This window comes from Knoellia terrae, assembly GCF_048606435.1.
Lineage (GTDB): Bacteria > Actinomycetota > Actinomycetes > Actinomycetales > Dermatophilaceae > Knoellia > Knoellia terrae.
In genome coordinates this window covers 1-26,212 of the sequence record NZ_JBMBWH010000011.1, presented here as the reverse complement: position 1 = coordinate 26,212, position 26,212 = coordinate 1, and the positions used below count along the sequence as shown (strand labels likewise).

Sequence of the window (26,212 nt, the reverse complement as noted above, 5' to 3'; positions counted from 1 at the left end):
GAGGGTGCGTGCGACCCACGCCGAGCACCTGTTGCACCATCCCGCAGCCCTCACTGACCAAGGAGTCGCCACCGTGACCGCGTCGTCCGTCACCGTCCCCGCGGGCCGTCCCGCCGCCCACGACCCGCTCGATACGTCCGAGCACGAGCAGGTCGTCCACTGCTCCGACCCGGCCTCGGGCCTGCGCGCGATTCTCGCCATCCACGACACCTCGCTGGGCCCGGCGCTCGGCGGCACGCGCTTCTACCCGTACGCGAGCGGCGACGAGGCCTTGGCCGACGTCCTGCGCCTGTCGCGCGGGATGAGCTACAAGAACGCGATGGCGGGCATCCCGCACGGTGGCGGCAAGGCGGTCATTCTCGGGGACCCGGCGACCGCGAAGACCCCGGAGCTGCTGCGCGCCTACGGCCGCTTCGTCGAGAGCCTCGGCGGGCGCTACGTCACCGCCTGCGACGTCGGCACCTACGTGCAGGACATGGACGTGGTCGCCGAGACGACCCGGTTCGCGACCGGTCGCTCCCCCGAGAACGGTGGTGCGGGCGACTCCTCGGTGCTCACGGCATACGGCGTCTTCCAAGGCATGCGCGCCGCCGCCCAGCACGTCTGGGGCGAGCCCACCCTGCGCGGTCGGCGGGTCGGCGTCGCCGGAGTCGGCAAGGTGGGTCGCATCCTCGCCGGCCACCTCGTCGAGGACGGTGCCCAGGTCGTCGTCACCGACGTCAACGTCGCGGCCGTCACGGGCGTGCTGGCCACCCATCCGGCGGTCGAGAGCGTGGGCGACGTCGCGGCCCTCGTGCGCAGCGACCTCGACGTCTACGCCCCCTGCGCGCTCGGTGGCGCCCTCGACGACGACACCGTCGACATGCTCCGCGCCCGCATCGTCTGCGGCGGCGCCAACAACCAGCTCGTCACCGAGGGCGAGGGTGGCACCGCGGACCGGCTCGTGGCCCGGGGCATCACCTACTGCCCCGACTTCCTCGTCAACGCCGGCGGGGTCATCCAGGTGAGCGACGAGCTGCGCGGCTTCGACTTCGAGCGGGCCAGGCAGGGGGCCAGCGCCATCTTCGAGCACACCCTCGAGGTCCTCCGGGCGGCCGACGACCGGGGCGAGAGCCCGGCCGCGGCTGCCGACCACATCGCCGAGCAGCGCATGGCCGCAGGGTCCCCGACGATCTGGCTTCCCGACCGCTGACCGGTGGAGCGGAATCAGTCCGCCCTGATGTAGCGTTGACCCCACGACACACACACGATTCCCGGGACCACAGCTCGATACGGGATGACCCCTCTGGGGCCGTCCCTTCGGGTATGTCGCCCGGCAGACGCACAAGGGGGTCTCGCCATGGGGCGCGGCCGAGCAAAAGCCAAGCAGACCAAGGTGGCCCGGGAGCTGAAGTACTACAGCCCGGACACCGACCTGAGCTCGCTTGAGCGCGAACTTCACGGGAGCGCGCCGTCGCTGCCCTCGACGCGGGTCGCGCCGTCCAGCGACACCGACGAGGACGACGACTACGACAAGTGGGCCAGCGGACGTCGCTGACGTCCGGTCGTCCGTCCGATCCTGACTCGCACGTGCGCGTGCGGCTTGTGTGTTCTGCCTCCGGTGATCTGACATGCTCACGGGCATGACTGACGTGCGCACCGCCGATGCCGCCAGGCGGCTCGGGGTCGAGACCACCGGGATCGAGATCATCGACGAGGCGGACCGCACCGCCTCACCACGTGACCTCTTCTGGCCGTGGTTCGCGGCCAACGTGTCGGTGTTCGGCATCTCCTACGCGGCCTTCGTCCTCGGCTTCGGCATCTCCTTCTGGCAGGCCGTCGTCGTGACGATTCTCGGCATCGTCGTGTCCTTCGCGCTGTGCGGCATCATCGCCCTGGCCGGCAAGCGGGGCTCCGCCCCGACGATGGTGCTGTCGCGCGCCGCGTTCGGCGTCAAGGGGCAGAAGGTGCCGGGTGTCGTCTCGTGGCTGACCTCCATCGGCTGGGAGACCTTCCTCGCCATCCTCGCGGTCCTCGCGACCGCGACGATCTTCGAGCGCCTCGGCTGGGGCGGGGGCACGATCACCAAGGTCATCGCCGCCGTGGTCGTCGCCGCGATGATCGTGCTCGCCTCGGTCGCCGGCTACCACATCATCATGCGGATGCAGTCGGTGCTGACCTGGGTCACCGGCGCCATCACGATCCTCTACGTCGCCATGACGGTCCAGCACCTCGACTGGTCGGCGATCTCGGCCCTGCCCTCGGGGGGTATCGGCCCGGTGATCGGCGCGCTCACCCTCGTCATGACCGGGTTCGGCCTCGGCTGGATCAACATCGCCGCCGACTGGTCCCGCTACCAGCGCCGGACGGCCAGCGGTGCGGCGATCGTCGGCTGGAACACCTTCGGCGGCGCCCTCGCGCCGGCCCTGCTCGTCAGCTACGGCCTCGCCCTGGCCGGCTCCGACGAGGAGGTCCTCGCCGGCATCGCCGCCGACCCGATCGGTACCCTCGCGACGCTGCTGCCCACCTGGGTGCTCGTGCCGTTCCTCCTCGCCGCGATCCTGTCGCTGGTGTCGGGAGCGGTCCTGGGCATCTACTCCTCCGGGCTCACCCTCATCTCGCTCGGCGCGAGGATCCCGCGCCCGATGGCCGCGCTCGTGGACGGCGTCATCCTCACGCTCGGCACCTTCTACGTCGTCTTCGTCGCCGAGAGCTTCATCAACCCGTTCCAGTCGTTCCTCATCACGCTCGGGGTGCCGCTCGCCTCGTGGGCGGGGATCATGATCGCCGACATCGCCCTGCGCCGCCGCGACTACGACGACGACGCGCTCTTCGACTCCCGGGGCCGCTACGGCGCCTACGACTGGGTGTCGATCGGGACGATGGTCGTCGCGTCCGTGCTCGGCTGGGGGCTGGTCGTCAACAACTTCGCCGACGACGCGACGTGGAACAACTGGCAGGGCTTCCTGCTCGACCCCCTCGGTCTCGGCACCTTCGTCGACGACCCGGCCGGGGCGTACTGGGAGGGCACCTTCGCCTACGCCAACCTCGGCGTCCTGCTCTCGCTCGTCCTGTCGTTCGCCGTCACCTGGGTGGCCCGTCGCGGCACGGTGCGCCGCCAGGAGAGCGGCGCGTGAGCCCCCCGGTGGACGCCGTCGAGCCGCTGCCGGACGAGTGGCTCGTCGTCGTCGACCCGCAGGCCATCTTCGCCGACCCGGCCACCAGCGCCTGGGGCTCGCCGATGTGGGCGGAGACGATGCCCCGCATCGCGACGCTCGCGGCCGCGTTCGGGCCGGAGCGCACGATCGTCACCCACTTCGTCGCGGACCCGTCGCTCGGCGGGTCGTGGCTGCCGTACTACGAGACCTGGCCCTTCGCGCTCGTCCCCGACGACCACCCTCTGTATGCCGTCGTGCCCGGGCTGGCCGGCGTGGCCGACCGGGTCATCTCTGCCGGGACGTTCGGCAAGTGGCCGGTCCTGCGGGAGGTGGTGGGCGACGACGCTCAGCTGATGCTCACCGGCGTCTCCACCGACTGCTGCGTGCTCTCGACGGCGCTGCCCGCTGCCGACGCGGGCGCCACCGTGCGGGTCGCGGCAGCCGGGTGCGCGGGCTCCACCGTCGAGAACCACGAGCGCGCCCTCGCGGCGATGGCGCTCTACGGACCCCAGATCACGATCGTCTGACGGTCGCCGGGTCCTCTCAGAGGATGCCGGTCGCGGCGAGCACCGCTCCCCCGGCGAAGGAGCCCAGCGTGCCGGCGACGCACCCGGCTGCGCGCGCGCCGAGCGCCTGCCCCCGAGCCAGCACGCCCGCCAGGATGAGGCCCACGCACCACCCGAGGAGCAGGCCCGGAGCCACGTCGAGGAGGAGGGACGTGACGTCGAGCGGTCTGGTCCCGAGGTCGGTGACGGCGTCGACGGCCGACACCATCAGCCACGTGGCGAGCAGCACCAGCGCCAGGTAGGCGGCCAGCGCCACCGTCGCGGCGGTCAGGACCCCGACCGCCCACCACCGCGCCGTCCGCACCCGGGCACCAACCGGACGTCCGTCGACCGGCCGCGGAGCAGGAAGGGAGGCGGCGTCGGGCTGGAGGCGCGGCTGCTCTGGCAGGGACATGGTCCGAGGATGCTCCCTCCCCTGACGTCGTGTCAGGAGGTCGCGTACTCAGCCGTGGCGCTCGTCCCACCTCGTGGACCCGGCGCGACGGGCGGACTCCTCGTCCTCGAACTCCTCCTCCGCGTCTGCGTCGTGGTGGACCCGTCCGACGGGCGCAGCGGTGGCGACGTGCCGCTCGCTCCGCACGACGTGTGCCACCCGGCGGGTGGCTCGGCGCACCACCCAGAGCCACGTGATGACCGCCCCCAGGACGAACGAGAGCAGCATGAGCCACCAGCTGACGTCACTCATCGGGAGTCTCCCGTCCTCGTCGCGTGCGGGAGGTCGGCGAAGGCCTCGTCCTCACTCGTGGGCTTGATGCGGCGTGCGGCGAGCCACGCCACGAGGGCACCCACCGCGAAGGCGATGAGGTACCAGAACCACTGGATCAAGAACTCGGTCATGCGTGGCCTCCTCAGCCGACCGTGATCTCGACGCGTCGGTTGGCCTCGCGGCCCGCCTCCGTCGAGTTCGATGCGATGAACGTGGTCTCGCCGTAGCCCTTGGCCACGACCTTGTCGGCCCCGATGCCGCCCTGGATGAGGACGGCGCGCACGTTCCGGGCGCGCTCATCGCTCAGCCGCAGGTTCTTGGCGGCGCTGCCGGGGGCACTCGTGTAGCCGCCGACCCTGACGACCGGCGCCTCGGGACAGGCCTTCCAGGTCTGCGCGATCTCCTTGAGCGCTGTCCGGGAAGCCGGTGTCGGCGTCGCCTGGTCGTCCGGGAAGGTGATCTTGGTCCGCTCGGTGATCGCCTTGATGTCGGTGGCGAGCGTGGCGCAGCCGTCACCGCCGGCGCTGGGTGAGGCACTCGGCGACGGGCTCGGACTGGCGGAGGGGGAGGCTCCGGCGCCGACGGTGAGCTGGTTGTCCACCGTGGCCCCGGGGAACGTCGATTTCGCCGCGGTCTCCGCGGCTGCCTTGGCCTCCTCCGAGGCGGCTACGCCCTTGAGCACGACGGTCTCCCCGTCGGCCTCGAGCGAGAAGTCCTCGGCGCTGGCGGCCTCGGCGAGCGCGGTGACCGCGGCCCCGGCGGCCGGAGCGCCGGCTGCCACCTGCAGGTTGTCCACGACGTTGACGCCCGGAAGCCTGCCCTTGACGTCGTCCACGATCGCGCTGCGTGCCGACTCGTCCGGGACCGTTCCCGTCAGGGTCACCTCGTTGCCGACGCGCTGCACCGAGAAGGGCGAGGCTGCGCCGTCCGCGCTCGGGCTGGCACTGCCGGCCGGACCCTGTGAGGTCGCGGGGTGGGCGGCACGGGCGTCATCGTCACCGTCGAGGCCCAGACCGACGGCGGCGAGGATGGCGGGGACACCGACCAGCGCCAGCCACCAGGGGGCGCCGAGGCCGCGACGGTAGCGGCGGGTGACCGTCTCCCCGCCCGTGGGGGTGCTGGCGGTGCGGTCCACGCGGGCAGACCCGGGCGCACCTGCCACGCGACGGCGGTCGTCGTCGTCATGGGGCGGTCGGGAGTTCTCGGGAGCGTTCATGCGGCCTCTCACGTCACCAGGCGCGCTGGCCTGCGTGGGGGCGCCATACCCCGACCCGACCCCGGCCAGTAGCGCCCGACGGAAAAACTTCGGCGACGAGCGGTCGCGGCTCAGGCGGAGGGGTGGTCGCCGAGCACCTGCACCGAGCCGCCGTCGACACCCTTGGCGCCCCGCACGACCTCGGCGCCGGAGTCGAGGCTCGCGCCGTCGAGGGCCTGCACGTCACCGAGGGCCCACGACCGGATACCGCGCTCTGCCAGCACCGCGGCGGCACGGTCCACGGACGCGGCGGGGAGGACGGCGACGAAGCCGACACCCATGTTGAGCGTGCGCTCGATGTCGTCGCGCGGGACGTTGCCGAGCTGCTGAAGCGTGCTGAAGACGGCAGGCGGGGTCCACGTGGAGCGGTCGACCCGGGCCAGCACGGTGTCGGGGAGCACCCGCGCCAGGTTGGCCGCGAGCCCACCGCCGGTCACGTGGCTGAGGCTGTGCACGTCGACGCCGTCCGAACGGATGAGCGCCAGGAGGTCCGCGGCATACACACGGGTGGGGGTGAGCAGCTCCTCGCCGAGCGTGCGCCCGAACTCGGGCACGTCGCGGTCGAGCTCCCAGCCGGCGGCGGAGACGATGCGGCGCACGAGCGAGTAGCCGTTGGAGTGCAGGCCGCTGGACTCGAGCGCGAGGACGACGTCACCGGCTGTGACCCGGTCGGGTCCGAGCACGTCGGCGTACTCGACGACGCCCGTGGCGGCGCCCGCCACGTCGTACTCGTCCGGACCCAGGAGACCGGGGTGCTCGGCGGTCTCGCCGCCGACGAGGGCCACCCCCGCCTGCTGGCAGGCACGAGCGATGCCGCCGACGATGGCGGCGATGCGCTCGGGCACGACCTTGCCGCAGGCGATGTAGTCGGTCATGAAGAGCGGCTCCGCCCCGCACACGACGATGTCGTCGACGACCATGCCGACGAGGTCGAAGCCGATGGTGTCGTGCTGGTCGAGCGCCTGCGCGATGGCGACCTTGGTGCCGACACCGTCGGTGCTCGAGGCGAGGACCGGCCGCTCGAAACGGGTCAGGGCGCTCGCGTCGAACATGCCCGCGAAGCCGCCGAGCCCGCCGAGCACCTCGGGCCGGGTCGCCCGACGCACGTCGGCCTTCATCAGCTCGACGGCACGGTCACCTGCCTCGACGTCGACGCCTGCCGCGGCATACGTGATCTGCTCGCCCTGTCCGCTCACGCCGGTCAGCCTAGTGATCGGATCGGTGTGCACCGGAGACGGGTCACGGGCGGCGCACGGCCTCCGCGGCGCCACCGGCGGCCGTGACCGACACCCGGTCGACGTCGAGCGTCCCCGTGTCGGTGACGTCGCTGGCGCCGGCGTCGACGGGGAACTCGAGCTCGAGCAGCCCCTTGCCGAGCCGGTCGGCCGAGGGCAGCTCGATCGGGTAGGTGCCGGTGAAGCACGCGGTGCAGAGCTTGTCGGGCGCCTGGTCGGTGGCGGCGATCATCCCCTCCTCGGAGATGTAGCCGAGGGAGTCGGCTCCGAGCGAGCGGCAGACCTCCTCGACCCCGATGCCCGTGGCGATGAGCTCGGCCCGGGTCGCGAAGTCGATGCCGTAGAAGCACGGCCAGCGGACTGGGGGCGAGGAGATGCGGACGTGGACCTCGGCGGCCCCGGCCTCGCGCAGCATCCGCACGAGCGCGCGCTGCGTGTTGCCGCGGACGATCGAGTCGTCGACGACGATGAGCCGCTTGCCCTTGATGACGTCCTTGAGCGGGTTGAGCTTGAGCCGGATACCGAGCTGGCGGATGGTCTGCGAGGGGGCGATGAAGGTGCGGCCGACGTAGGCGTTCTTGACCAGGCCCTGCCCGTAGGGGATGCCCGACTCCTGGGCGTAGCCGATCGCCGCGGGCGTGCCCGACTCCGGGGTGGGCATGACGAGGTCGGCATCGACCGGGTGCTCACGGGCGAGGGCGCGACCCATCTCGACCCGGGCCTCATGGACGACCTTGCCGTTGATGGTCGTGTCGGGACGGGCGAGGTAGACGTACTCGAAGACGCAGCCCTTGCGGTCGGTCTCGGCGAAGCGCTGCGAGCGCAGACCGTCCTCGTCGATCGCGATGAGCTCGCCCGGCTCGACCTCGCGGATGAAGGACGCGCCGACGATGTCCAGCGCCGCCGTCTCCGAGGCGACCACCCAGCCGCGCTCGAGCCGGCCGAGCACGAGGGGACGGATCCCCTGCGGGTCGCGGGCGGCATACAGGGTGTGCTCGTTCATGAAGACGAAGCAGAAGGCGCCACGCAGCCGCGGGAGCACGTCGAGCGCGGAGTCCTCGAGGGTGCGGTCGGGGTCGGCGGTGAGCAGGGCCGTGACCAGGGCCGTGTCGGTGGTGTTGCCGCGACCCAGCTCGCCGGGGTGCGGGCCGGCTCCCGTGCGCTCGTCGACGAGGTCGCGCAGCTCCGCGGAGTTGATGAGGTTGCCGTTGTGGGCCAGCGCCACGGTGCCGCCGTCGTGGCCGCCGAGGGTCGGCTGCGCGTTCTCCCAGGTGGAGGCGCCGGTGGTCGAGTAGCGGCAGTGGCCGACCGCGAGGTGGCCCTTGAGCGATCCCAGCGACCGCTCGTCGAAGACCTGCGAGACCAGGCCCATGTCCTTGTAGACGAGGAGCCGGCGACCGTTGGACGCGGCGATGCCCGCCGACTCCTGACCGCGGTGCTGCAGGGCGTAGAGGCCGTAGTAGGTCAGCTTGGCGACGTCCTCGCCGGGGGCCCAGACACCGAAGACGCCGCAGGCGTCCTGAGGGCCCTTCTCGCCGGGCATGAGGTCGTGGGTGAGTCGTCCGTCTCCGCGTGCCACGCTGTCAGTGTCCCACGAGCACGCGGGACACCGGTGCGACCGTCCGCCACCCATCCGCACCGGCCTCGGCTCCGAATGACTGGACATGGACCTTTCCGGCACCACCCGCTCACGCTGGCCGTATGCCGCCAGCGGCCTGCTCGCGGCCGCTGCCGGTGCCGCGGCCGGTCACCTGGCTGCGTACTTCGTGGCCCCGGAGGCCTCCCCGGTGCTGGCCGTCGGCTCGACCGTCATCGACGCGACGCCGACGCCGGTCAAGGAGTGGGCGGTCCGGACGATGGGCACCGCCGACAAGCCGGTGCTCATCGGCAGCGTGGCGCTCGTCACGCTCCTGCTCGCCGCCGTGGCCGGGGTGCTCGCGGCGCGCCGACCCACCGTGGGCCGGCTCGTCATCCTCGCGCTGGCCCTGCTCGCCACCGCCGCGGCCGTCCTGCGTCCCACGGCGGGGCCTGCTGACGTCATCCCCGGTCTGGTGACCGGGCTCGTCGGCGTGGCCGTTCTCGGACTGCTGCTCGGTCTTCTTCCGCGTGCTGGGGGCACGGAAGAGGGCGTCGCAGCGCGCCAGGAGCGACCGACCGACCACAACGCCCGCGAGACGGGAGCCCCGGTCGCGCCGGCGCGCCGCAGCTTCCTGCTCGCCGCGGGCGGCACCGCCGTCGGTGCGGCCGCCGTCGGCGGGCTGGGCCAGAAGCTCACGTCCGACGCGATCGCCCCGTCCTCGGCCTCCCTGCCCGCCGCGGCCGAGGCGCTGCCGCCGCTGCCGGCCGGGCTCGAGGGCCGGGTCAAGGGACTCGTGCCGTTCCGCACGCCCAACAAGGACTTCTACCGGATCGACACCGCGCTGGTCATCCCGCGCGTCGATGCCGACAGCTGGGAGCTGACCATCGACGGCGACGTCGACAACCCCTTCTCGATCAGCTACGCCGACCTCACGGCCATGAACCTTGTCGAGAAGGACATCACGATGTGCTGCGTGAGCAACGAGGTCGGCGGCGGCTACATCGGTGCCGCGCGCTGGCTCGGCGTCCCCGTCCGCCAGCTGCTCGAGCAGGCCGGGGTCCGCTCGAGTGCCGACCAGATCCTCAGCACGTCGGTCGACGGCATGACGATCTCGACCCCGGTCCAGGCGCTGACCGACGACCGCGAGGCCCTGCTCGCCATCGGGATGAACGGCGAGCCGCTGCCCCGCCGCCACGGCTATCCCGTGCGCCTCGTCACCCCCGGCCTCTTCGGGTTCGTGGGGTCCACGAAGTGGGTCGAGCGCCTCACCGCCACGACCTACGCCGAGAAGAAGGCCTACTGGACCGAGCGCGACTGGGCCATCGACGGGCGGGTGCTCACCCAGTCGCGGATCGACACGCCCCGCGGCCTGGCGCAGCTCAAGGCCGGCAAGAACGTCATCGGCGGCGTCGCCTGGGCCCAGGGACGCGGCATACAGAAGGTCGAGGTCCGCATCGGCGAGGGACCGTGGCAGCAGGCCATGCTCGGACCGGACGCCAACATCGACTACTGGCGCCAGTGGTACCTCGAGTGGGACGCGCCCGCCGGCCAGCACCAGCTGACCGTCCGTGCCACCGACCTCACCGGGGCGGTCCAGCCGGAGCAGCGCACCGAGCCCTTCCCCCGCGGGGCCACCGGCTGGCACACGATCCCCGTCACCGTCGAGTAGCCCGCGCCCGCCACACCGCGCCCCCACTTTTGCTCCCCAGGAGGGAACCGTGGGGGTCCGGAGGGAACATTTCCCTCCGGACCCCGAAGGTTCCCCCATGGGGAGCAAAAGCTGTGTCGGGGGGTGGCGAAAAAAGTTCGACAAACATTGCGCGACAGGCAATCCGGGTGGGGAGCAGCCTCGAACAAGAGGTGTACGCCAACCCTTTCCAGGAAGAGATCGATCATGAAGCTCACGCACCGCTCCTCGGCCCTCGCCCTCGCGTTCGTCCTCCCGCTCGGCCTCGCGGCCTGCGGCAGCTCGGAGGCCGACACCGACGCCGGTTCCACCACGGAGAGCTCGACCTCGGCGTCGGCCTCCCCCAGCGCCTCGGCCTCCCCCTCGGAGTCCGCCTCCGAGTCCACCTCCGGAGCCATGGCGGGCAAGCCGTTCGGCGCCGCCTGCAGCCAGGTCCCCGCCTCGGGCGCCGGCTCGTTCGACGGCATGTCGACGGCTCCCGTCGCCACCGCCGCGAGCGCCAACCCGCTCCTGTCGACCCTCGTCACCGCCGTCGGTGAGGCCGGTCTCGTCGACACCCTCAACAGCGCCCCCGAGCTGACCGTCTTCGCGCCGGTCAACGACGCCTTCGCCAAGCTCCCCAAGGCGACGATGGACGCCGCGATGGCCGACCCGAAGGGCCTGCTCACCAAGGTGCTCACCAACCACGTCGTCGCGGGCAAGATCGCCCCCGACAAGATCGCCGGTGACCACAAGACCCTCGGTGGCGGCACCATCACCGTCGCGGGCAGTGGCGAGGACTTCACCGTCGGCGAGGCCAAGGTGATCTGCGGCAACGTGCAGACCGCCAACGCCACCGTCTACATCATCGACGGTGTCCTTCTGCCGGCCATGTGATCCGGCTCCACACCACGTAGGCCATCATGGTCATCATGGCAGCGGTCGGATCCGGGGACGAGTCCCTACCGACCGCTGCCGTGGGGCCGGACCTGGGCGCTCTCCTGGCCCGGTCGGCACGCGGTGACGAGGCGGCGTTCGCGGAGCTCTACGACGCGACCGCCACCCGCCTCCACGGGCTCGTCGTCCGGGTGGTCCGGGACCGGGCGCAGAGCGAAGAGGTCACCCAGGACGCCTACCTCGACATCTGGCGGCACTGCACCCGCTACGACGCCTCCAGGGGTTCGGCCCTCTCCTGGATGCTCACCATCGCGCACCGCAAGGCCGTCGACCGGATCCGCTCGGTCGAGGCCAGCAAGGCACGCGAGGTCACCTACGAGACGACCACCGCCGAACGCGAGCACGACTCGACGCTGGAGCAGGTCGAGGTCCGCCTCGACCAGCAACGCGTGAGGCGGGCACTGGCCAGCCTCACCGACACCCAACGGGGAGCCGTCGAGCTCGCCTACCTGGGGGGCCACACCCACACCGAGGTGGCCGCCCTCCTCGACATCCCGCTCGGGACCGCGAAGACGCGGATCCGCGACGGTCTCATCCGACTACGTGACACCCTGGAGGTGACGGCATGAACCCTGACACCCACGCTCTGGCGGGCGCGTATGCCGTCAATGCCGTGACTGCGGAGGAGCGCGACTCCTTCGAGATCCACCTCGACCAGTGCCCCGACTGTCGGGCCGAGGTCGCCGAGCTGCGCGCCGCCGCCGCGACCCTCACCTCCGACGTCGAGCTGTCCCCGCCCCCGGCGCTGCGCGCCTCGGTGCTGTCCGCCATCTCGCAGACCCGCCAGCTCTCCCCCCTGCCCCAGGCCGGCGCGGTTTCCGTGAACGCCGAGCCCGCCCCGACCACCACCGCCACCACCACCCCCGCCGCCGCCGCGCAGGGTGAGCCCGTCGTCGACGAGCTCGCCGCCCGGCGCCGTCGCCGAGTCCAGCCGTGGCTCGCGGGAGCCGCCGCCGCCGCGGTGATCGGCGTCGCCGCCGCGACGTGGCAGCCGTGGGACGACGGCACCACGGGGCAGCAGGTCACCGCCACCGAGCAGGTGCTCCGGGCCGACGACGCCCAGCGGCTCGAGCAGCCCATGGGCGCCTCCGAGATCGCCATCGTCCGCAGCCCGTCGATGAACAAGGCGGTCTTCGTCGCCGACGCGATGCCGACGCCCCCCGCCGGCAAGGCCTACCAGCTCTGGTTCGACGTGCCGGGTCAGGGCATGGTCAGCGCCGGGCTCATCCCCACGTCCAACCAGACGGTCGCCGTCATGCTCGAGGGCGACGCGACCGTCGCCACCGGCGCCGGCATCACGCTCGAGCCCGCGACCGGCTCGCAGGCGCCGACCTCTGAACCGGTCGCCCTCTTCTCCTTCGCCTGAGCTCGACCTCAGGGGCGACGGCGGGTCGTGACGGCCAGACCGACCCCGGCCAGGGCCACCAGTGGTCCGACGACCGCCCACAGGGTCACACCGCTCATCGCGCTGCCACCGAGCACACCGAGGCCCTGCAGCATCCAGACCAGCCCGACGACGACGAGCAGGATGCCCAGGGCGAGCCGCAGACCCGAGCTCATCGGTTGCGCCGCTCGGAGATGCTCTCGATGAGGATGGAGACCGCCGCGGCGAGGAGCCCGACGACGATGGCCCCGATGAGGCCGAGGTAGCCGACGGCCGACGAGGTGGAGTACTCACCCTGGACCACGCGTGAGGACGGCTCGAGGCCCCGGTAGACCCCGAGGAAACCACCGATGGCGAAGCCGACCACCGCGCCGATGATGAGGACGCGGAGGTGGTTGGGACGGCGGACCGGGCTGTTCACACGCCCACGTTACTTCGCCTCGGGCGCGCAGCCACCGGAGGCCCCGGCGTCCCCGCCGCGCGGCCGAAATCGCGAGGCGACCTCCTCCAGCGTCGCCTCGGACCCGGCGTACGGGGCCTCGTGCCGGGGCCAGTGCGTGATGGTGTCGGTGAAGCCCAGCTCGGCCGCGCGGCCGGTCATCTCCTCGTAGAGGTCGGCCGACTCCAGCGAGAACCGGGGGGAGGCGTCGAGCAGGAGGTAGCGGTCCTTGCCCTCCGACCCGGCCGTGTCCGTGAACCGCTGCGCCAGCCCGGCGACGCCGTCCCACCACTCCCCGAGGGTCTCGCCCCCGGTGCCCGTGGTCACCCACGCGTCACCGTGCGAGGCCGCGAGCCTCAGCGACCTCGGACCGTTGGCCGCAACGACGAACGGCACGCGGTCGCGGACGGGCGCCGGCAGCGTGCGGGCGTCCCGGACGGCATACCACTGCCCGTCGTGGTCGACGTGGTCCTCGCGCAGGAGGCGGTCGAGCAGCGGCACGAACTCGTGGAAGCGGTCGACCCGCGCCTTGAGCGCGTGCGACTCCCCGAGGATCGTCGAGTCGAGGTCTCCGCCGGTGCCGAGACCGCAGAGGAAGCGGCCGCCGGAGAGGTCGTCGAGGGCGAGGACGTCGCGGGCGAAGAGGTAGGGGTGGCGGAAGTTCGGCGACGTGACGAAGGTGCCGAGCCGGATCGTCGACGTGACCCCCGCGGCCGCGGCGAGCGTCGGCACCGCCGGGAACCACGTGCTGTCCGGGAGACCACCCCACACGAGGTGGTCGTAGACCCAGGCGTGGCTGAACCCCATCTCCTCGACCGCCCGCCACCGTGGGCCGGCCTCACGCCAGGGGAGGTCGGGCAGGATCGAGATCCCGTGTCGCACGTCGGCTCAGCTCGTCTCGTCGTCGGGGTGGTCGGGAAAGAGCGGCAGGTATGCCGTGAGGTCGGCTCGCGTGCCACTCACCCTCAGCCGACCCCCACCCGCAGCCTCCGCCGGGTCCTCGCGGCCGACGGCGAGCGCCAGCCACGTCGCCGCGTCGGTCTCGATGACGTTGGGCGGGGTGCCACGGCGGTGCTGGAGCCCTTCGACGCACTGGACCACGCCGAAGGGCGGCACGCGCACCTCGACGCTGCGACCGGGAGCACGGATGCCGAGCTCCTCGAGGGTGAACCGCACTGCCAGCGCGGTCGTCGCGCGGTCGGCCGCGGCAGGGTCGGCGACCCACGTGGTGAGTGCCGCGTGACCGGCGGCGACGGGCACTCGGCGGCGGGGCGGCATACCGCCCATCGTAGGTCTGACCTCGGACGACACCGCCGCAGCGGCCCGTCGCACGTCGTTCACGTCACGTTTGCACAGAAGGCTGTGCAAACGTCCCCGATCAGGGCACCATAGGCCGAGTTGCCGCGACCCTGCCGGCGACGACGCGCGCGCACTCACCGGAGTGGCGGAACCAGGAGTTGGCATGACGATCACCACCAGGCGCCGGGTCGGCGCAACCGTTCTGGCGGCGGCTTGCGCCGCAACCCTCGCGGCCGCCCCGGCCACCGCCGAACGGGCAGAGCCGAAGAAGCCCGGGGGCAACCCCAACCTCACGACGGTGCAGCTGCTGTCGTTCAACGACTACCACGGGCACCTCGAGGCGACCGACCCCAAGCTCACGCCGACTGAGGACCCGAGCCAGACCCCGGTCGGCGGTGCCGAGCACCTCTCGACCACGCTGAGCAACCTGCGGGCCAAGGCCGGCAAGGGCTCGAGCCTCACCGTCGCAGCCGGTGACCTCATCGGCGGGTCGCCGTTCCTCTCCGGCATGTTCCACGACGAGCCGGCCGTCGAGTCGCTCAACGAGATGAAGCTCGATGTCAGCTCCGTCGGCAACCACGAGTTCGACGAGGGCACCGACGAGCTGCTCCGCATGCAGAACGGCGGCTGCCACCCGACCGACGGCTGCTACTTCCCCGACCAGCCCTACGCCGGTGCCGACTTCCAGTGGCTCTCGGCCAACGTGGTCCGCAAGGACGACGGCCAGACCCTCCTGCCGGGCACGTCCGTCAAGACCGTCAACGGGGTCAAGGTCGGCTTCATCGGCATGACCCTCGAGGCCACGCCGACGCTCGTCAGCCCTGCCGGTGTGTCATCCGTCGACTTCCTCGACGAGGTCACGACCGCGAACGCCCAGGCTGCAGCCCTGAAGAAGCTGGGCGTGAAGAGCATCGTCGTCCTGCTTCACGAGGGGGGCTACCAGACCGGCACGATCAACGGCTGCAACGGCATCTCCGCACCGATCGCCGAGATCGCGGCCCAGATCACGCCCGAGGTCGACCAGATCATCACCGGTCACACCCACCAGGGCTACATCTGTTCGCTTCCGGACCCGGCAGGCAACTCGCGTCTGGTGACGAGCGCGCACGACTACGGTCGTACCGTCACCGAGACCAGTCTCGTGATCAACACCCGCAACGGTGAGGTCGTGCGCGACCGCTCCAGCGCGGTCAACCACCTCGTCGCCCGGACGGCGCCGAAGGACCCGGCGATCACGAGCATCATCGACAAGTGGAACACCCTCGCCGGCCCGCTCAAGGCGGAGGTCGTCGGGACGCACTCCGAGGACATCCTCGGTGACTCCAGCGGCAACCGCGGCATCGAGACCCCGATGGCCGACGTCGTGGCCGACGCGATCCTCGCCGGCACCGACGGCGCCGACGAGGGCGGCGCACAGATCGCCTTCATGAACGTCGGAGGCGTTCGCGAGGACCTGCCGATGACGCCGAAGTACACCGAGGGCTCCGGCCAGATCACCTACGCCGAGGCGTTCGACGTCGCGCCGTTCAACAACCTGCTCGTGAGCATCGACCTGACCGGTGACCAGATCCGCCAGGCTCTCGAGCAGCAGTACCAGCCCGTGGCCGCCCGTGGCTCGCGCCCCACGCTGGCGCTGGGTGTGTCCGAGGGGTTCACCTACGGCTGGGACGCGTCGCAGCCGCAGGGCTCGCGCGTCGTCCGGGGCTCCATGGCCCTCGACGGCACGCCGATCGACCCGACGACGACCTACCGGGTCGCGACGCTGAACTTCCTCGCCGACGGGGGAGACCTGTTCACCGCCTTCACGCAGGGCACGAACCGCGCCGGCGGCCCGGAGGACCTGGCCAACCTCGTCGAGTACTTCGAGGCCAACCCCGGTCTGACCGCTCCGGCCAGCCGCGTCGACGGCCTCTGACCGGTCCCCGGCCGCACCACCCCTCGCACCCCCTCGCGCCACGTCGGCGCGAGGGGGTGCTTGGCTGTGCGGGTGAGTGAGGCCGAGTTCGTCGCCGACGGCGACGTGACGTGGGTCCATGTCGGCCACCACGCCCAGTCTGCGGTGTCGCTCAGCGACCCGTCCTACCTCGCCTTCGAGTACGTCCAGCACCTCGCCCTGGCCGTCGACGCGGTCTTCGCGCGGCCGGCGCCCCTGCGGGTGACCCATGTCGGCGGTGCCGGGCTGACGCTGGCGCGGTGGGTGCACCACACCCGCCCCGGATCACCCCAGATCGTGCTCGAGCCGGACGCGGCGCTCACGGAGGCCGTGCGCCGCGAGCTGCCGCTCCCGCGTGGCCACCGGATCCGGGTGCGCCCGCTCGGTGGTGAGGAGGGCGTGGCCGCGCTCGCACCCGACAGTGCCGACCTCGTCGTCCTGGACGCGTATGCCGGCGGGCAGGTCCCCGCCTCCCTCACCACCGTGGAGTGGCTGGGCGAGGTCGCACGGGTCCTCGCACCGGGTGGGCTCTTCCTCGCCAACCTCGGCGACCGGCCCGGGCTGCGGTATGCCGCCCGCGTTGCCGCCGGTGCCAGGGACGCGCTCGGCCCGGGTGCGCAGACGGCATACGTCGCCCTGCACGGCGTCCTCAAGTCCAAGGGCTACGGCAACGTCGTCCTGCTCGCCTCGCGCGACGCACTGCCCGTCGACGACCTCATGCGCGCCGCCGCCCGCCAGCCCCTGCCGACCGGGGTCGTGGCACCACGGCAGGTGCTCGAGCGCAGCGCCAGTACGGCGCCGTTCAGCGCGGCCGCCGCGGACACCGCCCCGTCCCCCGCGCCACCCCCTTGAGCGTCAGCCGACGTGGGTGCGGGCGTTGCGGAAGAGGCGCATCCACGGCGACAGGTCCTCGACACGGCCGCTCGTCCACGACATCTGGGCGTTGCGCTGGACCCGCTCCGGGTGCGGCATCATCGCGGTGAACCGGCCGTCGGGGGTCGTCACGGCCGTGAGCCCGTCCGGTGACCCGTTCGGGTTGAGCGGATATGCCGTCGCGACGCCGCCGTCGTTGGTGACGTACCGCGCCACGCGCTGGACGCGCGCCTCGTTGCCGCGGACGGAGAAGTCGGCGAAGCCCTCGCCGTGGGCGACCGCGATCGGGATCCGTGAGCCGGCCATGCCCGAGGTGAAGATGGAGGGCGAGTCGAGCACCTCGACGAGCGAGAGGCGTGCTTCGTACTGCTCGGAGCGGTTGCGGGTGAACCGCGGCCAGTCCTGCGCCCCGGGGATGAGGTCGGCCAGCGCCGCGAACATCTGGCAGCCGTTGCAGATGCCGAGCCCGAACGTGTCACCGCGGTGGAAGAAGTCGTGGAACTCGTCGGTGAGGCGGTCGTTGAAGAGCACCGAGCGGGCCCATCCCTCACCGGCCCCCAGGGTGTCGCCGTAGGAGAACCCGCCACAGGCGACGAGGCCGACGACGTCGGCCAGCGACGCCCGGCCGGTCTGGAGGTCGGTCATGTGGACGTCGAGGGTCTCGAACCCCGCCCGGTGGAAGGCGTAGGCGGTCTCGACATGGGAGTTGACGCCCTGCTCGCGCAGGATCGCCACCCGGGGCCGCGCGCCCACGTTGAGGAAGGGCGCCGCCACGTCCTCGGCCGGGTCGAACGAGGTCGAGACGTGCAGGCCGGAGTCGTCGTCGGACCCGACGGACGCGTGCTCCTCGTCGGCGCACTCGGGGTTGTCGCGCAGCGACGAGATCCGCCAGGACACCTCGTCCCAGGCCTGCGCCAGGTCGCGCACGGCCTCGTCGATGGGCATCTCACCGTCGACGGAGACCCGCACCCGACGCTCCTGCTGGGTGCCGCCGACGACCGAGGAGAGCTCGCCGACCCCGGCACGCACGAGCACCTCGCGGACCTCGCCCACCGCGTCGGCCGGCACCCCGAGGACGGCGCCGAGCTCCTCGCTGAAGAGAGCCTCGACCGTGTCGACGGCGAGCTCCACCCCGAGACCGCTGGCAAAGGCCATCTCGCACACGGTCGCCCAGAGGCCACCGTCGGACCGGTCGTGGTAGGCCGACACCAGCCCCCGAGAACGCAGCTCACGCACCGCCTCGACGAGGGCCACGAGCCGAGACGGGTCGTCGAGGTCGGGCACGTCACCGCCGAAGACGCCGGAGACCTGGGCGAGCATCGAGCCGCCGAGACGGTCGGCACCGGCACCGAGGTCGACGAGGACGAGCGCCGAGTCGGGCTGCAGCTGCGGCGTGAGCGTCCCCCGCACGTCGGGCAGGGCGGCGAACGCCGACACGACGAGCGACACCGGCGACGTCACCTGCCGTGACTCCCCCGAGTCGGCATCGGTCCAGCGGGTCCGCATCGACATCGAGTCCTTGCCCACGGGCACCGAGATCCCGAGCGCCGGGCACAGCTCCATGGCCACGGCCTCGACGGTGTCGTAGAGGGCGGCGTCCTCACCGGACTCGCCCGCGGCGGCCATCCAGTTGCACGACAGCTTGACGCCGGTCAGCGCCGGCAGCGGCGCGGCGAGCAGGTTCGTCAGCGCCTCGCCGACCGCCATCCGGCCCGAGGCCGGCCCGTTCACGGACGCGAGCGGCATGCGCTCCCCCGACGCCATGGCCTCGCCCGCGAAGCCCGCGTGGTCGGCCAGGGTCACGGCGACGTCGGCGACGGGCACCTGCCACGGCCCGACCATCTGGTCGCGGTGCGAGAAGCCGCCCACCGTGCGGTCGGCGATGGTGACGAGGAACCGCTTGCTGGCCACCGACGGGTGCCGCAGGACGGCGTAGGCCGCGTCCAGCACGTCGACGGAGCCCACGTCGAGCGCGTCCCCCGTCCACGTCACCCGGGTCGCGTCGCGGGTCATCCTCGGCGGCTTGCCGAGCAGGACCTCCATCGGCATGTCGATCGGCACGTCGTCGTCGGAGTCGCCGGCCACGAGCAGCTGGGCGTCGTCGGCGGCGACGCCGATGACCGCGATCGGGCAGCGCTCACGCTCGGCGAACGACTCGAGCAGCTCGAGCGACCCGGGCGCGATCGCGAGGACGTAGCGCTCCTGGCTCTCGTTGCACCAGATCTCCTTGGGGGCGAGGCCGGACTCCTCGAGCAGCACCGCGGACAGGTCGAAGCGCGCCCCGAGTCCGGCGTCGTCGACGAGCTCCGGGAAGGCGTTGGAGAGCCCACCGGCACCGACGTCGTGGATCGCGAGCACGGGGTTGTCGGCGCCCATCGACCAGCAGGAGTTGATGACCTCCTGCGCGCGCCGCTCCATCTCGGGGTTGCCGCGCTGCACGGAGTCGAAGTCGAGCTCGGCCGCGTTGGCACCCGAGGCCATCGAGGACGCAGCACCTCCGCCCATCCCGATGCGCATGCCCGGCCCGCCGATCTGGACGAGGAGCGTCCCCGCCGGGAAGCGGACCTTCTCGGTCTGGTCGGCGCTGATCGAGCCGAGGCCGCCCGCGCTCATGATCGGCTTGTGGTAGCCGCGGCGCACGCCGTCGACGGTCTGCTCGTAGACGCGGAAGAAGCCGCCGAGCCCCGGCCGCCCGAACTCGTTGTTGAACGCCGCCGCACCGATCGGGCCCTCGACCATGATGTCGAGCGGCGTCGCGATGTGCTCGGGTGCGCCGTAGACCTCGCGCTCCCACGGCTCGTCCGTGCCGGGGAGGTGCAGGTTGGACACGACGAAGCCGGTGAGCCCGGCCTTGGGCGCGGACCCGCGCCCCGTCGCGCCCTCGTCACGGATCTCACCACCCGCACCCGTCGCGGCCCCGGGGAACGGCGAGATCGCGGTCGGGTGGTTGTGCGTCTCGACCTTCATGAGGACGTGCACGTCCTCCTCGCGCGCGGCGTAGGCCGTCGGCCCGTCACCACGCCCGGGGAGCCAGCGCTCGACCCGACGACCCTCCATGACCGACGCGTTGTCCTTGTACGCGACGACCGTCCCGGCACCGGCGACCTGCTCGGTGTGCCGGATCATCCCGAAGAGGCTGCGGACCTGCGGCTCCCCGTCGACGACGTAGTCGGCGTTGAAGATCTTGTGACGGCAGTGCTCGCTGTTGGCCTGCGCGAACATCATCAGCTCGACGTCGGTGGGGTTGCGGCGCAACCCGGTGAAGGCCTCCGCGAGGTAGTCGATCTCGTCGTCGGACAACGCCAGACCGTATGCCGTGTTCGCGCCTTCCAGCGCGGCCCGCCCGCCTCCGAGGACGTCGACGTGCTCCATCGGCTCGGCCTGGCGCTCGTCGAACAGGGCCCGCGCTGCGTCGCGCGACGGCAGCGCGGTCTCGGTCATGCGGTCGTGCAGGACCGCGGCGACGGCGCCCCACGCGTCACCCGAGAGCTCGGCACCCTCCAGGACGAACTCGGTGACGCGCTCGACGCGGCGGATGTCGATGCCGCAGTTGTGGACGATGTCGGTGGCCTTGCTCGCCCAGGGCGAGATGGTGCCGAGCCGGGGCCCGACCACGACGAGCGTGTGCGGCCCCTCGGAACCGGCCTCACCGGCATACGCCTCGCCGTAGGTGAGCAGCCGCTCGACCGTCGCCGTGATGTCGACGGTGAGGGGCTGCTCGCTCGCGACCCAGTGCACGAACCGCGCGGTGACGCCGGTGACTCCCGGGTCGACCGCGCGGAGCCGGGCGAGCAGGGCCCGCGCCCGGAACGGCGAGAGGGCGGACCCACCCTCGACGGTGGTCAGGGCGAGGTCGTGCGACGAAACCAACACAGGAGGTTCTCCGAGGGGTGGTGCGGCCGGGCCGACTCACAGGCTACTGGCCACGTCACACAGCACGGCAGCCGCGTCCGGGAGGCCGGACGCGGCTGCCAGGGCGGTCGTCGAGCCCCGGGAACCGGTTCAGTGAGCCGCGAGGTTCCCCCGGCACTCCTCGCCCGGGCTGGGGACGAAGTCCTTCAGGCCCAGGCTGACGAAGAGGCCGTAGCTCTGCGTGTAGTTGCGCTGCGAGGAGAGGTCGTCGTCGTCACGACCGGGGGGGGTTCCCCTCGACGCTGTCCGGGACGTCGCGCCCGGAGTACGAGCACGCCGACTTGCCGTTCTCCCCGCCGGGGACGGGCGCTCCCTTGCCGTTGTACTCGCCGGCCTGCGCCGAGGCCGCGCCGCCGAGGACGAGTCCGAGGGCCATCACGCAGATGGTGCTGAGTCGCTTCATGAATGCTCCTGCTCTTCGTGTGTCGGGTGGGCCGGGTTCCACCGCGGGGGGCGGTGCCAACCCTGCTCGGACGCTACTGAGCGTCGAGTTCGGGTGACATGGCCCTTCCGTGGCAGGCGACCCTGATCCCTTCGCGCGACGGAGCCGCTCAGAAGGTCTGCCCGGTGAGGCGCTCGTAGGCCTCGACGTACTTCGCGCGGGTGCGCTCCACGACATCGGCGGGCAGCGGTGGCGGCGCCTCCCCGGACGCCTTGTCCCAGCCGCTCTCCGCCGACAGCAGCCACTCGCGCACGAACTCCTTGTCGAAGCTCGGCTGGGGATGTCCGGGCTCCCACTGGTCGGCCGGCCAGAACCGTGACGAGTCAGGGGTGAGGACCTCGTCGGCGAGCACGACCGTGCCGTCGACGTCGAGCCCGAACTCGACCTTGGTGTCGGCGATGAGGATGCCGCGCTCCCCGGCGATCTCGTTGCCACGGGCCAGGATGCGGGTCGTGAGGTCCCGCAGGCGGGCTGCCAGCTCGGGGCCGACCTCCGCCTCGACCGCCTCGTAGGTCATCGGCTCGTCGTGCTCGCCCATCGGCGCCTTGGTCGACGGCGTGAAGAGCGGCGCGGCGAAACGGTCTCCGTCCCGGAGGCCGGCCGGCAGGGCGAGGCCGCTCACCGTGCCGTCGGCGACATACTCCCGCAGCCCGCCCCCCGTGAGGTGGGCGCGGGCCACGCACTCCACCGGCACCATCTCGAGGCGGCGCACGAGCACCGCCCGGCCGACCACGACGTCGGGGACGTCGGTCGAGACCACGTGGTGGGGCACGAGGTCCGCCAGCTGGTCGAACCACCACAGCGACAGCCGGGTCAGCACCTCGCCCTTGTCCGGGATCGGAGGGTCGAGGACGAAGTCGAACGCCGAGATCCGGTCCGAGGCCACGAGGAGGAGCTGGTCGTCGCGGCCGTCCGGCGCGTAGAGGTCTCGCACCTTGCCCGAGTAGACGTGCGTGAAGCCGGGGATCGCGACCGGGGCCTGGGCGTCGGGCGTCGTCATGGCGCCGATTCTCGCAGGGCGCCCCCCGCGCGCCGGCACCCGTCCGCGGGCCGACCCGCGCCTCCCGGCGGCAACCGCGAACTGGCACAGTACGGGCATGCTTTCGTCACGCGACCTCGCCCTCATCGCGATGTTCACCGGTGTCATCGCCGCCCTCGGCCTCATCCCCGCGGTCGCGCCGTTCGGCGGCGCGGTGCCCATCACCGCCCAGTCCATGGGCATCATGCTCGCCGGCGCCATCCTGGGCTCGAAGCGAGGAGCGTCGGCGGTGCTGCTGTTCCTCGCGCTCGTCGCGATCGGCCTGCCCCTGCTCTCCGGCGGCCGCGGTGGTCTCGGCGTCTTTGCCGGACCGAGCGTCGGCTACCTCGTGGGCTTCCCCGTCGCCGCCTGGCTGGTCGGGCGCCTCACCGAGATGATCGGCCGCCCCTACCGCGTCCCGCTCGGCGTCATGGCCAACGTCCTCGGCGGCGTCCTCGTGCTCAACGCCATCGGCATCGTCGGGATGGCGCTGGTTGCGGACCTCTCGCTCATCAAGGCCACCACGCTCGCCGGTGTCTTCATCCCCGGCGACCTCGTCAAGGCGGTCCTCACCGCGCTCGTCGCGGTCGGCGTCCACACGGCCTATCCCGGCCTCATCCCCGCGCGTCGCCAGCCGGTGGACGAGACCTCGCGCATCCACGCCTGAGCCCGCCCCACCCACGCCCGTGCCCGACATCCACGTCAGCTCCGTCAGCCACTCGTTCGGCGACGGGGCGGCGCGACGGATGGTGCTGCGCGACGTCGACCTCCACCTTCCCGAGGCGCGCATCGGCGTCGTCGGTGCCAACGGCTCCGGCAAGTCGACCTTCGTCCGTCTCCTCAACGGTCTGGTGCACCCCGACACCGGCTCGGTGACCGTCGACGGGTTGGACACGGTGCGTGACGGCCGCGAGGTCCGCCGTCGCGTCGGCTTCTGCTTCACCGACCCGGACGCGCAGATCGTCATGCCGACGGTCGGCGAGGACATCGCCTTCGGCCTGCGGCGCCGCGGCCTCACCCGCGACGAGGTCGAGGAACGCACCCGACGGGCGCTCACGGCATACGGGCTGGCGGACCACGCCGACCACCCGGCCCACCTCCTCTCGGGAGGCCAGAAGCAGCTCCTCGCGCTGGCGAGCGTCCTCGTGACCCGGCCCGATTTGCTCGTCCTCGACGAGCCGACCACCCTGCTCGACCTGCGCAACGCGGAGATGGTCCGACGCCTCGTCGACGACCTGCCGCAGCAGGTCGTGCTCGTGACCCACCACCTCGACCTGCTGCGCGGCTTCGAGCGCGTCCTCGTCTTCGACGAGGGCCGGGTGGTCCACGACGGTGGCGCCGACGAGGCGGTCGCGGCCTACCGTGAGCTCGCGACCCGCTGATGCCCGTCCAGGCCGTCCCGCTCTACCTCCCCGGCACCTCGCTGGTGCACCGCGTCGGGGCCGGGCCGAAGCTGCTCCTCCTCGTGGCCACCGGCGTCGCGCTGGCGGTGTGGCGGGAGCCGTGGCAGGTCACCCTCGCCCTCGCGCTCGTCCTTCTCGGGTATGCCGTCGCGCGCCTGCCGCTGCGGGCGCTGCTCCGGCAGGTGGTCGGGCTGGCGTGGGTCGCCGTGCCGCTCCTCGCCGTCCAGTGGGTGTTCGCCTCCTGGCGGACCGGCGTCGGGGTCGTGGGCTCGTTCGTCGTGCTCGTCCTGCTGGCCGGCCTGGTGACCCTCACGACCCGCACGACGGCGATGGTCGACGTCGTCGTGCGCTGCGCCGGCTGGCTGCGCCGGTTCGGCGTCGACCCGCAGCGGGTCGGGCTGATGCTCGCCCTCGGGATCCGTTCGGTGCACGTGGTCCTCGGACTGGCGCAGGAGGTGCGCGAGGCGCAGCACGCACGCGGCCTCAGGTCGAGCCCACGCGCGTTCGCCGTGCCGTTGATCGTCCGATCGCTGCGGCACGCGGACCGTCTGGGCGAGGCGCTGAGCGCGCGCGGCGTCGACGACTGAGGGCTCCGGGCTCGGGGCGACGCTCAGACGATGCAGAACTCGTTGCCCTCGGGGTCCTCCATGACGAGGTGGTCGAGGTGACCGTCCACCCGGTCCTCCCGCTGACGCCGGGCGCCGTGCTCCACGAGGTCGGCCTCGGCGGCACGGATGCGCTCCTCCCGCAGCGACTGCTCGACGTGGCGCCCGCCGCTGACCCTGACGTCGAGGTGGACGCGGTTCTTGACGGTCTTGGGCTCGGGCACCCGCAGGAAGCTGATCGACGGCCCGTCGCCGGCGCGCGGGCGGATCGTCGCGCCGTCGTCCCACTCGTCCTCGGGCACCTGGTGCTCACGCAGGAAGCTCGGCCAGTCGCTCCACCCCTGCGGCGGGGGCGACTCGACGTAGCCCAGGGCGCGGCACCAGAACCGCGCCAACGCCGGGGCGTTGGTGCAGTCCACCGTGAGGCCGAGCTCCGGCTGCGGGCGGTCCATCAGCCGACGGTGACCTCGCCGCGCGACGCACGCAGCGCGATGTCGCCACGGTGGTGCGACCCCTCGAGCTCCACGTGGCCGACCGCCGCGTAGGCACGCTCGCGGGCCTCACGCAGGTCGGCGCCCGTGGCGACGACCGAGAGCACCCGACCACCGGATGAGACGAGTGCCCCCTCGGCGTCGAGCGCCGTCCCTGCGTGCAGGACGTATGCCGTGGGGACGCCCTCGACGTCGTCGAGCCCGTCCACCCGGTCGCCGGTCCGGGGGGTTCCGGGGTAGTTGTGGGCAGCCACGACCACCGTGACGGCATGCTCGTCGGACCACCGCAGCGCGTCGTACTCGTCGAGCCGGCCGGTGGCAGCCGCCCTGAGCAGCTGGCCGAGAGGGGTGCGGAGCCGGGCGAGCACGACCTGCGTCTCCGGGTCGCCGAAGCGGGCGTTGAACTCGATGACCCGGGGGCCGCGGGAGGTGAGGGCCAGACCGATGAAGAGCACCCCGACGAACGGCGTGCCCCGGCGGCGCATCTCGTCGACGGTCGGCTGGGCGACCCGGCTCACGAGGTCGTCGGTGAGGTGGGCCGGCGCCCAGTCGAGCGGGCTGTAGGCGCCCATGCCGCCGGTGTTGGGCCCGGCGTCGTCGTCCCCCACCCGCTTGAAGTCCTGGGCGGGTGACAGGGGGAGGACGTTCACCCCGTCGCTCAGGACGAAGAGCGAGACCTCGGGGCCGTCGAGGAACTCCTCGACGACGACCTGGCCTCCGTCCTTGGCGAGGCAGGCGGCGGCGTGCGCCACCCCCGCCTCGCGGTCCTCGGTGACGACGACGCCCTTGCCGGCCGCGAGACCGTCGTCCTTGATGACGTAGGGCGTGCCGAGCGCGTCCATCGAGTCGGTGACCTCGTCGAGGGTCGTGCACAGGTGGGCCAGCCCGGTCGGGACCTCGGCGGCGGACATCACCTGCTTGGCGAAGGCCTTGCTCCCCTCCAGGCGAGCGGCGTCGGCCGAGGGCCCGAACACGTCGAACCCGCCGTCCCGCAGGACGTCCGCCATGCCGGCGACGAGCGGGACCTCGGGGCCTATGACGACGAGGTCCACCTCGTGGTGGCGGGCGATCGCCAGGGCGGCCGCACCGTCGGTGACGTCGTCGAGCGGCTCGCACCGCGCCACCAGCCCGATGCCGGGGTTGCCGGGGGCGGCGACGACCGCGTCGACCGAGGGGTCGGCCACGAGGCTGCGGACGATGGCGTGCTCTCGGGCACCGGCGCCGATGACGAGGACCTTCATGGGCGCCAAGCCTAGGTGTTCTGTCCGGAGAGGTTGGGCACGCGGTCGGCTGGTGACGCGCCGTTGAGGGC

Annotated in this window: 28 protein-coding genes; 13 read left to right on the top strand and 15 right to left on the bottom strand. The window is 72.3% G+C overall.

Going from position 1 to position 26,212, the window contains the following annotated elements:
• Positions 1–4: 4 nt before the first annotated feature.
• From ACOJV9_RS14270 to ACOJV9_RS14255, 4 genes are all read left to right on the top strand, one after another.
• Positions 5–1,192 carry a Glu/Leu/Phe/Val family dehydrogenase gene (locus ACOJV9_RS14270; RefSeq protein ID WP_420185888.1) on the top strand — a complete coding sequence of 396 codons (1,188 nt, stop codon included), beginning with the start codon at positions 5–7 and terminating at the stop codon, positions 1,190–1,192.
• Between the two features lie 147 nt (positions 1,193–1,339).
• Positions 1,340–1,537: a DUF3073 domain-containing protein gene (locus ACOJV9_RS14265; RefSeq protein WP_420185887.1), complete on the top strand. Its 198-nt coding sequence runs from the start codon at positions 1,340–1,342 to the stop codon at positions 1,535–1,537.
• A gap of 85 nt (positions 1,538–1,622) precedes the next feature.
• Positions 1,623–3,116 carry a purine-cytosine permease family protein gene (locus ACOJV9_RS14260; RefSeq protein ID WP_420185886.1) on the top strand — a complete coding sequence of 498 codons (1,494 nt, stop codon included), beginning with the start codon at positions 1,623–1,625 and terminating at the stop codon, positions 3,114–3,116.
• Positions 3,113–3,664 (top strand): cysteine hydrolase family protein, encoded by a 552-nt coding sequence (locus tag ACOJV9_RS14255; RefSeq protein ID WP_420185885.1) that lies wholly within the window; start codon positions 3,113–3,115, stop codon positions 3,662–3,664. The genes ACOJV9_RS14260 and ACOJV9_RS14255 overlap by 4 nt, the downstream gene beginning before the upstream one ends.
• 16 nt (positions 3,665–3,680) lie before the next feature.
• Here the strand turns inward: ACOJV9_RS14255 and ACOJV9_RS14250 are convergent, their stop codons facing one another.
• From ACOJV9_RS14250 to purF, 6 genes are all read right to left on the bottom strand, one after another.
• Complete coding sequence (locus tag ACOJV9_RS14250) at positions 3,681–4,097, bottom strand: hypothetical protein (RefSeq protein ID WP_420185884.1); 417 nt, start codon at positions 4,095–4,097, stop codon at positions 3,681–3,683.
• A gap of 48 nt (positions 4,098–4,145) precedes the next feature.
• Positions 4,146–4,388 (bottom strand): channel accessory protein ArfC, encoded by a 243-nt coding sequence (arfC, locus tag ACOJV9_RS14245; protein ID WP_420185883.1) that lies wholly within the window; start codon positions 4,386–4,388, stop codon positions 4,146–4,148.
• Positions 4,385–4,540 (bottom strand): channel accessory protein ArfB, encoded by a 156-nt coding sequence (gene arfB, locus ACOJV9_RS14240; RefSeq protein ID WP_420185882.1) that lies wholly within the window; start codon positions 4,538–4,540, stop codon positions 4,385–4,387. Before arfB ends, arfC begins: the two co-directional genes overlap by 4 nt.
• An 11-nt stretch (positions 4,541–4,551) precedes the next feature.
• The gene (arfA, locus tag ACOJV9_RS14235; RefSeq protein WP_420185881.1) at positions 4,552–5,625 is read right to left on the bottom strand and encodes a channel-forming protein ArfA/OmpATb; all 1,074 of its coding nucleotides are present in this window, start codon (positions 5,623–5,625) and stop codon (positions 4,552–4,554) included.
• A 110-nt stretch (positions 5,626–5,735) separates the two neighbouring features.
• Entirely contained in the window at positions 5,736–6,860 is a 1,125-nt protein-coding gene (purM, locus tag ACOJV9_RS14230) for a phosphoribosylformylglycinamidine cyclo-ligase (protein ID WP_420185880.1), read from the bottom strand.
• 43 nt (positions 6,861–6,903) lie between these two features.
• Positions 6,904–8,478 (bottom strand): amidophosphoribosyltransferase, encoded by a 1,575-nt coding sequence (gene purF / locus ACOJV9_RS14225; protein ID WP_420185879.1) that lies wholly within the window; start codon positions 8,476–8,478, stop codon positions 6,904–6,906.
• Between the two features lie 85 nt (positions 8,479–8,563).
• Here purF and ACOJV9_RS14220 point away from each other — a divergent pair, with 85 nt between their 5' ends.
• The 4 genes from ACOJV9_RS14220 (at position 8,564) to ACOJV9_RS14205 (ending at position 12,467) form a co-directional block, all read left to right on the top strand.
• Entirely contained in the window at positions 8,564–10,147 is a 1,584-nt protein-coding gene (locus ACOJV9_RS14220) for a molybdopterin-dependent oxidoreductase (protein WP_420185878.1), read from the top strand.
• A gap of 225 nt (positions 10,148–10,372) precedes the next feature.
• Positions 10,373–11,041: a fasciclin domain-containing protein gene (locus ACOJV9_RS14215; RefSeq protein WP_420185877.1), complete on the top strand. Its 669-nt coding sequence runs from the start codon at positions 10,373–10,375 to the stop codon at positions 11,039–11,041.
• A gap of 26 nt (positions 11,042–11,067) precedes the next feature.
• On the top strand, positions 11,068–11,670 hold the full coding sequence (gene sigK, locus ACOJV9_RS14210) for an ECF RNA polymerase sigma factor SigK (protein ID WP_420185876.1): 603 nt from the start codon (positions 11,068–11,070) through the stop codon (positions 11,668–11,670).
• Positions 11,667–12,467: an anti-sigma factor gene (locus ACOJV9_RS14205; protein WP_420185875.1), complete on the top strand. Its 801-nt coding sequence runs from the start codon at positions 11,667–11,669 to the stop codon at positions 12,465–12,467. Before sigK ends, ACOJV9_RS14205 begins: the two co-directional genes overlap by 4 nt.
• Positions 12,468–12,475: 8 nt before the next feature.
• Here the strand turns inward: ACOJV9_RS14205 and ACOJV9_RS14200 are convergent, their stop codons facing one another.
• Genes ACOJV9_RS14200 through ACOJV9_RS14185 form a run of 4 tightly spaced genes read right to left on the bottom strand, consistent with a single transcriptional unit; the run spans position 12,476 to position 14,202 of the window.
• A complete protein-coding gene (locus ACOJV9_RS14200) occupies positions 12,476–12,661 on the bottom strand; it encodes a hypothetical protein (protein WP_420185874.1) in 186 nt (61 codons plus the stop codon).
• Entirely contained in the window at positions 12,658–12,906 is a 249-nt protein-coding gene (locus ACOJV9_RS14195) for a hypothetical protein (protein WP_420185873.1), read from the bottom strand. The genes ACOJV9_RS14200 and ACOJV9_RS14195 overlap by 4 nt, the downstream gene beginning before the upstream one ends.
• 9 nt (positions 12,907–12,915) lie before the next feature.
• Positions 12,916–13,806: an LLM class flavin-dependent oxidoreductase gene (locus tag ACOJV9_RS14190; protein WP_420185872.1), complete on the bottom strand. Its 891-nt coding sequence runs from the start codon at positions 13,804–13,806 to the stop codon at positions 12,916–12,918.
• A gap of 6 nt (positions 13,807–13,812) precedes the next feature.
• Positions 13,813–14,202, bottom strand: a complete 390-nt coding sequence (locus tag ACOJV9_RS14185; protein ID WP_420185871.1) for a sterol carrier family protein — start codon at positions 14,200–14,202, stop codon at positions 13,813–13,815.
• Between the two features lie 184 nt (positions 14,203–14,386).
• Between ACOJV9_RS14185 and ACOJV9_RS14180 the strand changes: the two genes are divergently transcribed.
• Both ACOJV9_RS14180 and ACOJV9_RS14175 read left to right on the top strand, forming a co-directional pair.
• Positions 14,387–16,138, top strand: a complete 1,752-nt coding sequence (locus ACOJV9_RS14180; RefSeq protein ID WP_420185870.1) for a bifunctional metallophosphatase/5'-nucleotidase — start codon at positions 14,387–14,389, stop codon at positions 16,136–16,138.
• A gap of 72 nt (positions 16,139–16,210) precedes the next feature.
• Positions 16,211–17,008: a spermidine synthase gene (locus tag ACOJV9_RS14175; RefSeq protein ID WP_420185869.1), complete on the top strand. Its 798-nt coding sequence runs from the start codon at positions 16,211–16,213 to the stop codon at positions 17,006–17,008.
• Positions 17,009–17,011: 3 nt separating this feature from the next.
• On the opposite strand, the gene purL is transcribed toward ACOJV9_RS14175, so the two are convergent.
• The 3 genes from purL to ACOJV9_RS14160 form a co-directional block, all read right to left on the bottom strand.
• Complete coding sequence (gene purL / locus ACOJV9_RS14170) at positions 17,012–20,899, bottom strand: phosphoribosylformylglycinamidine synthase (protein ID WP_420186005.1); 3,888 nt, start codon at positions 20,897–20,899, stop codon at positions 17,012–17,014.
• A gap of 256 nt (positions 20,900–21,155) precedes the next feature.
• Positions 21,156–21,344, bottom strand: coding sequence for a hypothetical protein (locus ACOJV9_RS14165; protein ID WP_420185868.1), 189 nt, complete (start codon positions 21,342–21,344; stop codon positions 21,156–21,158).
• 148 nt (positions 21,345–21,492) lie between these two features.
• The gene (locus ACOJV9_RS14160) at positions 21,493–22,383 is read right to left on the bottom strand and encodes a phosphoribosylaminoimidazolesuccinocarboxamide synthase (RefSeq protein WP_420185867.1); all 891 of its coding nucleotides are present in this window, start codon (positions 22,381–22,383) and stop codon (positions 21,493–21,495) included.
• Positions 22,384–22,480: 97 nt separating this feature from the next.
• On the opposite strand from ACOJV9_RS14160, the gene ACOJV9_RS14155 reads away from it, so the two are divergent.
• Genes ACOJV9_RS14155 through ACOJV9_RS14145 form a run of 3 tightly spaced genes read left to right on the top strand, consistent with a single transcriptional unit; the run spans position 22,481 to position 24,391 of the window.
• On the top strand, positions 22,481–23,068 hold the full coding sequence (locus ACOJV9_RS14155) for a biotin transporter BioY (protein WP_420185866.1): 588 nt from the start codon (positions 22,481–22,483) through the stop codon (positions 23,066–23,068).
• A 19-nt stretch (positions 23,069–23,087) separates the two neighbouring features.
• Positions 23,088–23,783, top strand: coding sequence for an energy-coupling factor ABC transporter ATP-binding protein (locus ACOJV9_RS14150; protein WP_420185865.1), 696 nt, complete (start codon positions 23,088–23,090; stop codon positions 23,781–23,783).
• Positions 23,783–24,391: an energy-coupling factor transporter transmembrane component T family protein gene (locus ACOJV9_RS14145; protein WP_420185864.1), complete on the top strand. Its 609-nt coding sequence runs from the start codon at positions 23,783–23,785 to the stop codon at positions 24,389–24,391. The genes ACOJV9_RS14150 and ACOJV9_RS14145 overlap by 1 nt, the downstream gene beginning before the upstream one ends.
• Positions 24,392–24,414: 23 nt before the next feature.
• Here ACOJV9_RS14145 and ACOJV9_RS14140 read toward each other — a convergent pair whose 3' ends face one another.
• Both ACOJV9_RS14140 and purD read right to left on the bottom strand, forming a co-directional pair.
• Positions 24,415–24,861, bottom strand: a complete 447-nt coding sequence (locus ACOJV9_RS14140; protein WP_420185863.1) for a VOC family protein — start codon at positions 24,859–24,861, stop codon at positions 24,415–24,417.
• Positions 24,861–26,141 carry a phosphoribosylamine--glycine ligase gene (gene purD / locus ACOJV9_RS14135; protein WP_420185862.1) on the bottom strand — a complete coding sequence of 427 codons (1,281 nt, stop codon included), beginning with the start codon at positions 26,139–26,141 and terminating at the stop codon, positions 24,861–24,863. Before purD ends, ACOJV9_RS14140 begins: the two co-directional genes overlap by 1 nt.
• Positions 26,142–26,212 lie beyond the last annotated feature (71 nt).

Excerpts from the sequence above, each read along its gene's own strand:
- ACOJV9_RS14185 (WP_420185871.1), bottom strand. The coding sequence starts at position 14,202 with ATGCCGCCCCGCCGCCGAGTGCCCGTCGCCGCCGGTCACGCGGCACTC.
- ACOJV9_RS14145 (WP_420185864.1), top strand. The coding sequence starts at position 23,783 with ATGCCCGTCCAGGCCGTCCCGCTCTACCTCCCCGGCACCTCGCTGGTG.
- sigK (WP_420185876.1), top strand. The coding sequence starts at position 11,068 with ATGGTCATCATGGCAGCGGTCGGATCCGGGGACGAGTCCCTACCGACC.
- ACOJV9_RS14265 (WP_420185887.1), top strand. The coding sequence starts at position 1,340 with ATGGGGCGCGGCCGAGCAAAAGCCAAGCAGACCAAGGTGGCCCGGGAG.
- purD (WP_420185862.1), bottom strand. The coding sequence starts at position 26,141 with ATGAAGGTCCTCGTCATCGGCGCCGGTGCCCGAGAGCACGCCATCGTC.
- ACOJV9_RS14220 (WP_420185878.1), top strand. The coding sequence starts at position 8,564 with ATGGACCTTTCCGGCACCACCCGCTCACGCTGGCCGTATGCCGCCAGC.
- ACOJV9_RS14165 (WP_420185868.1), bottom strand. The coding sequence starts at position 21,344 with ATGAAGCGACTCAGCACCATCTGCGTGATGGCCCTCGGACTCGTCCTC.
- ACOJV9_RS14155 (WP_420185866.1), top strand. The coding sequence starts at position 22,481 with ATGCTTTCGTCACGCGACCTCGCCCTCATCGCGATGTTCACCGGTGTC.
- ACOJV9_RS14200 (WP_420185874.1), bottom strand. The coding sequence starts at position 12,661 with ATGAGCTCGGGTCTGCGGCTCGCCCTGGGCATCCTGCTCGTCGTCGTC.
- ACOJV9_RS14250 (WP_420185884.1), bottom strand. The coding sequence starts at position 4,097 with ATGTCCCTGCCAGAGCAGCCGCGCCTCCAGCCCGACGCCGCCTCCCTT.
- ACOJV9_RS14215 (WP_420185877.1), top strand. The coding sequence starts at position 10,373 with ATGAAGCTCACGCACCGCTCCTCGGCCCTCGCCCTCGCGTTCGTCCTC.
- ACOJV9_RS14205 (WP_420185875.1), top strand. The coding sequence starts at position 11,667 with ATGAACCCTGACACCCACGCTCTGGCGGGCGCGTATGCCGTCAATGCC.
- ACOJV9_RS14260 (WP_420185886.1), top strand. The coding sequence starts at position 1,623 with ATGACTGACGTGCGCACCGCCGATGCCGCCAGGCGGCTCGGGGTCGAG.
- arfC (WP_420185883.1), bottom strand. The coding sequence starts at position 4,388 with ATGAGTGACGTCAGCTGGTGGCTCATGCTGCTCTCGTTCGTCCTGGGG.
- ACOJV9_RS14160 (WP_420185867.1), bottom strand. The coding sequence starts at position 22,383 with ATGACGACGCCCGACGCCCAGGCCCCGGTCGCGATCCCCGGCTTCACG.
- ACOJV9_RS14180 (WP_420185870.1), top strand. The coding sequence starts at position 14,387 with ATGACGATCACCACCAGGCGCCGGGTCGGCGCAACCGTTCTGGCGGCG.
- arfA (WP_420185881.1), bottom strand. The coding sequence starts at position 5,625 with ATGAACGCTCCCGAGAACTCCCGACCGCCCCATGACGACGACGACCGC.
- arfB (WP_420185882.1), bottom strand. The coding sequence starts at position 4,540 with ATGACCGAGTTCTTGATCCAGTGGTTCTGGTACCTCATCGCCTTCGCG.
- ACOJV9_RS14140 (WP_420185863.1), bottom strand. The coding sequence starts at position 24,861 with ATGGACCGCCCGCAGCCGGAGCTCGGCCTCACGGTGGACTGCACCAAC.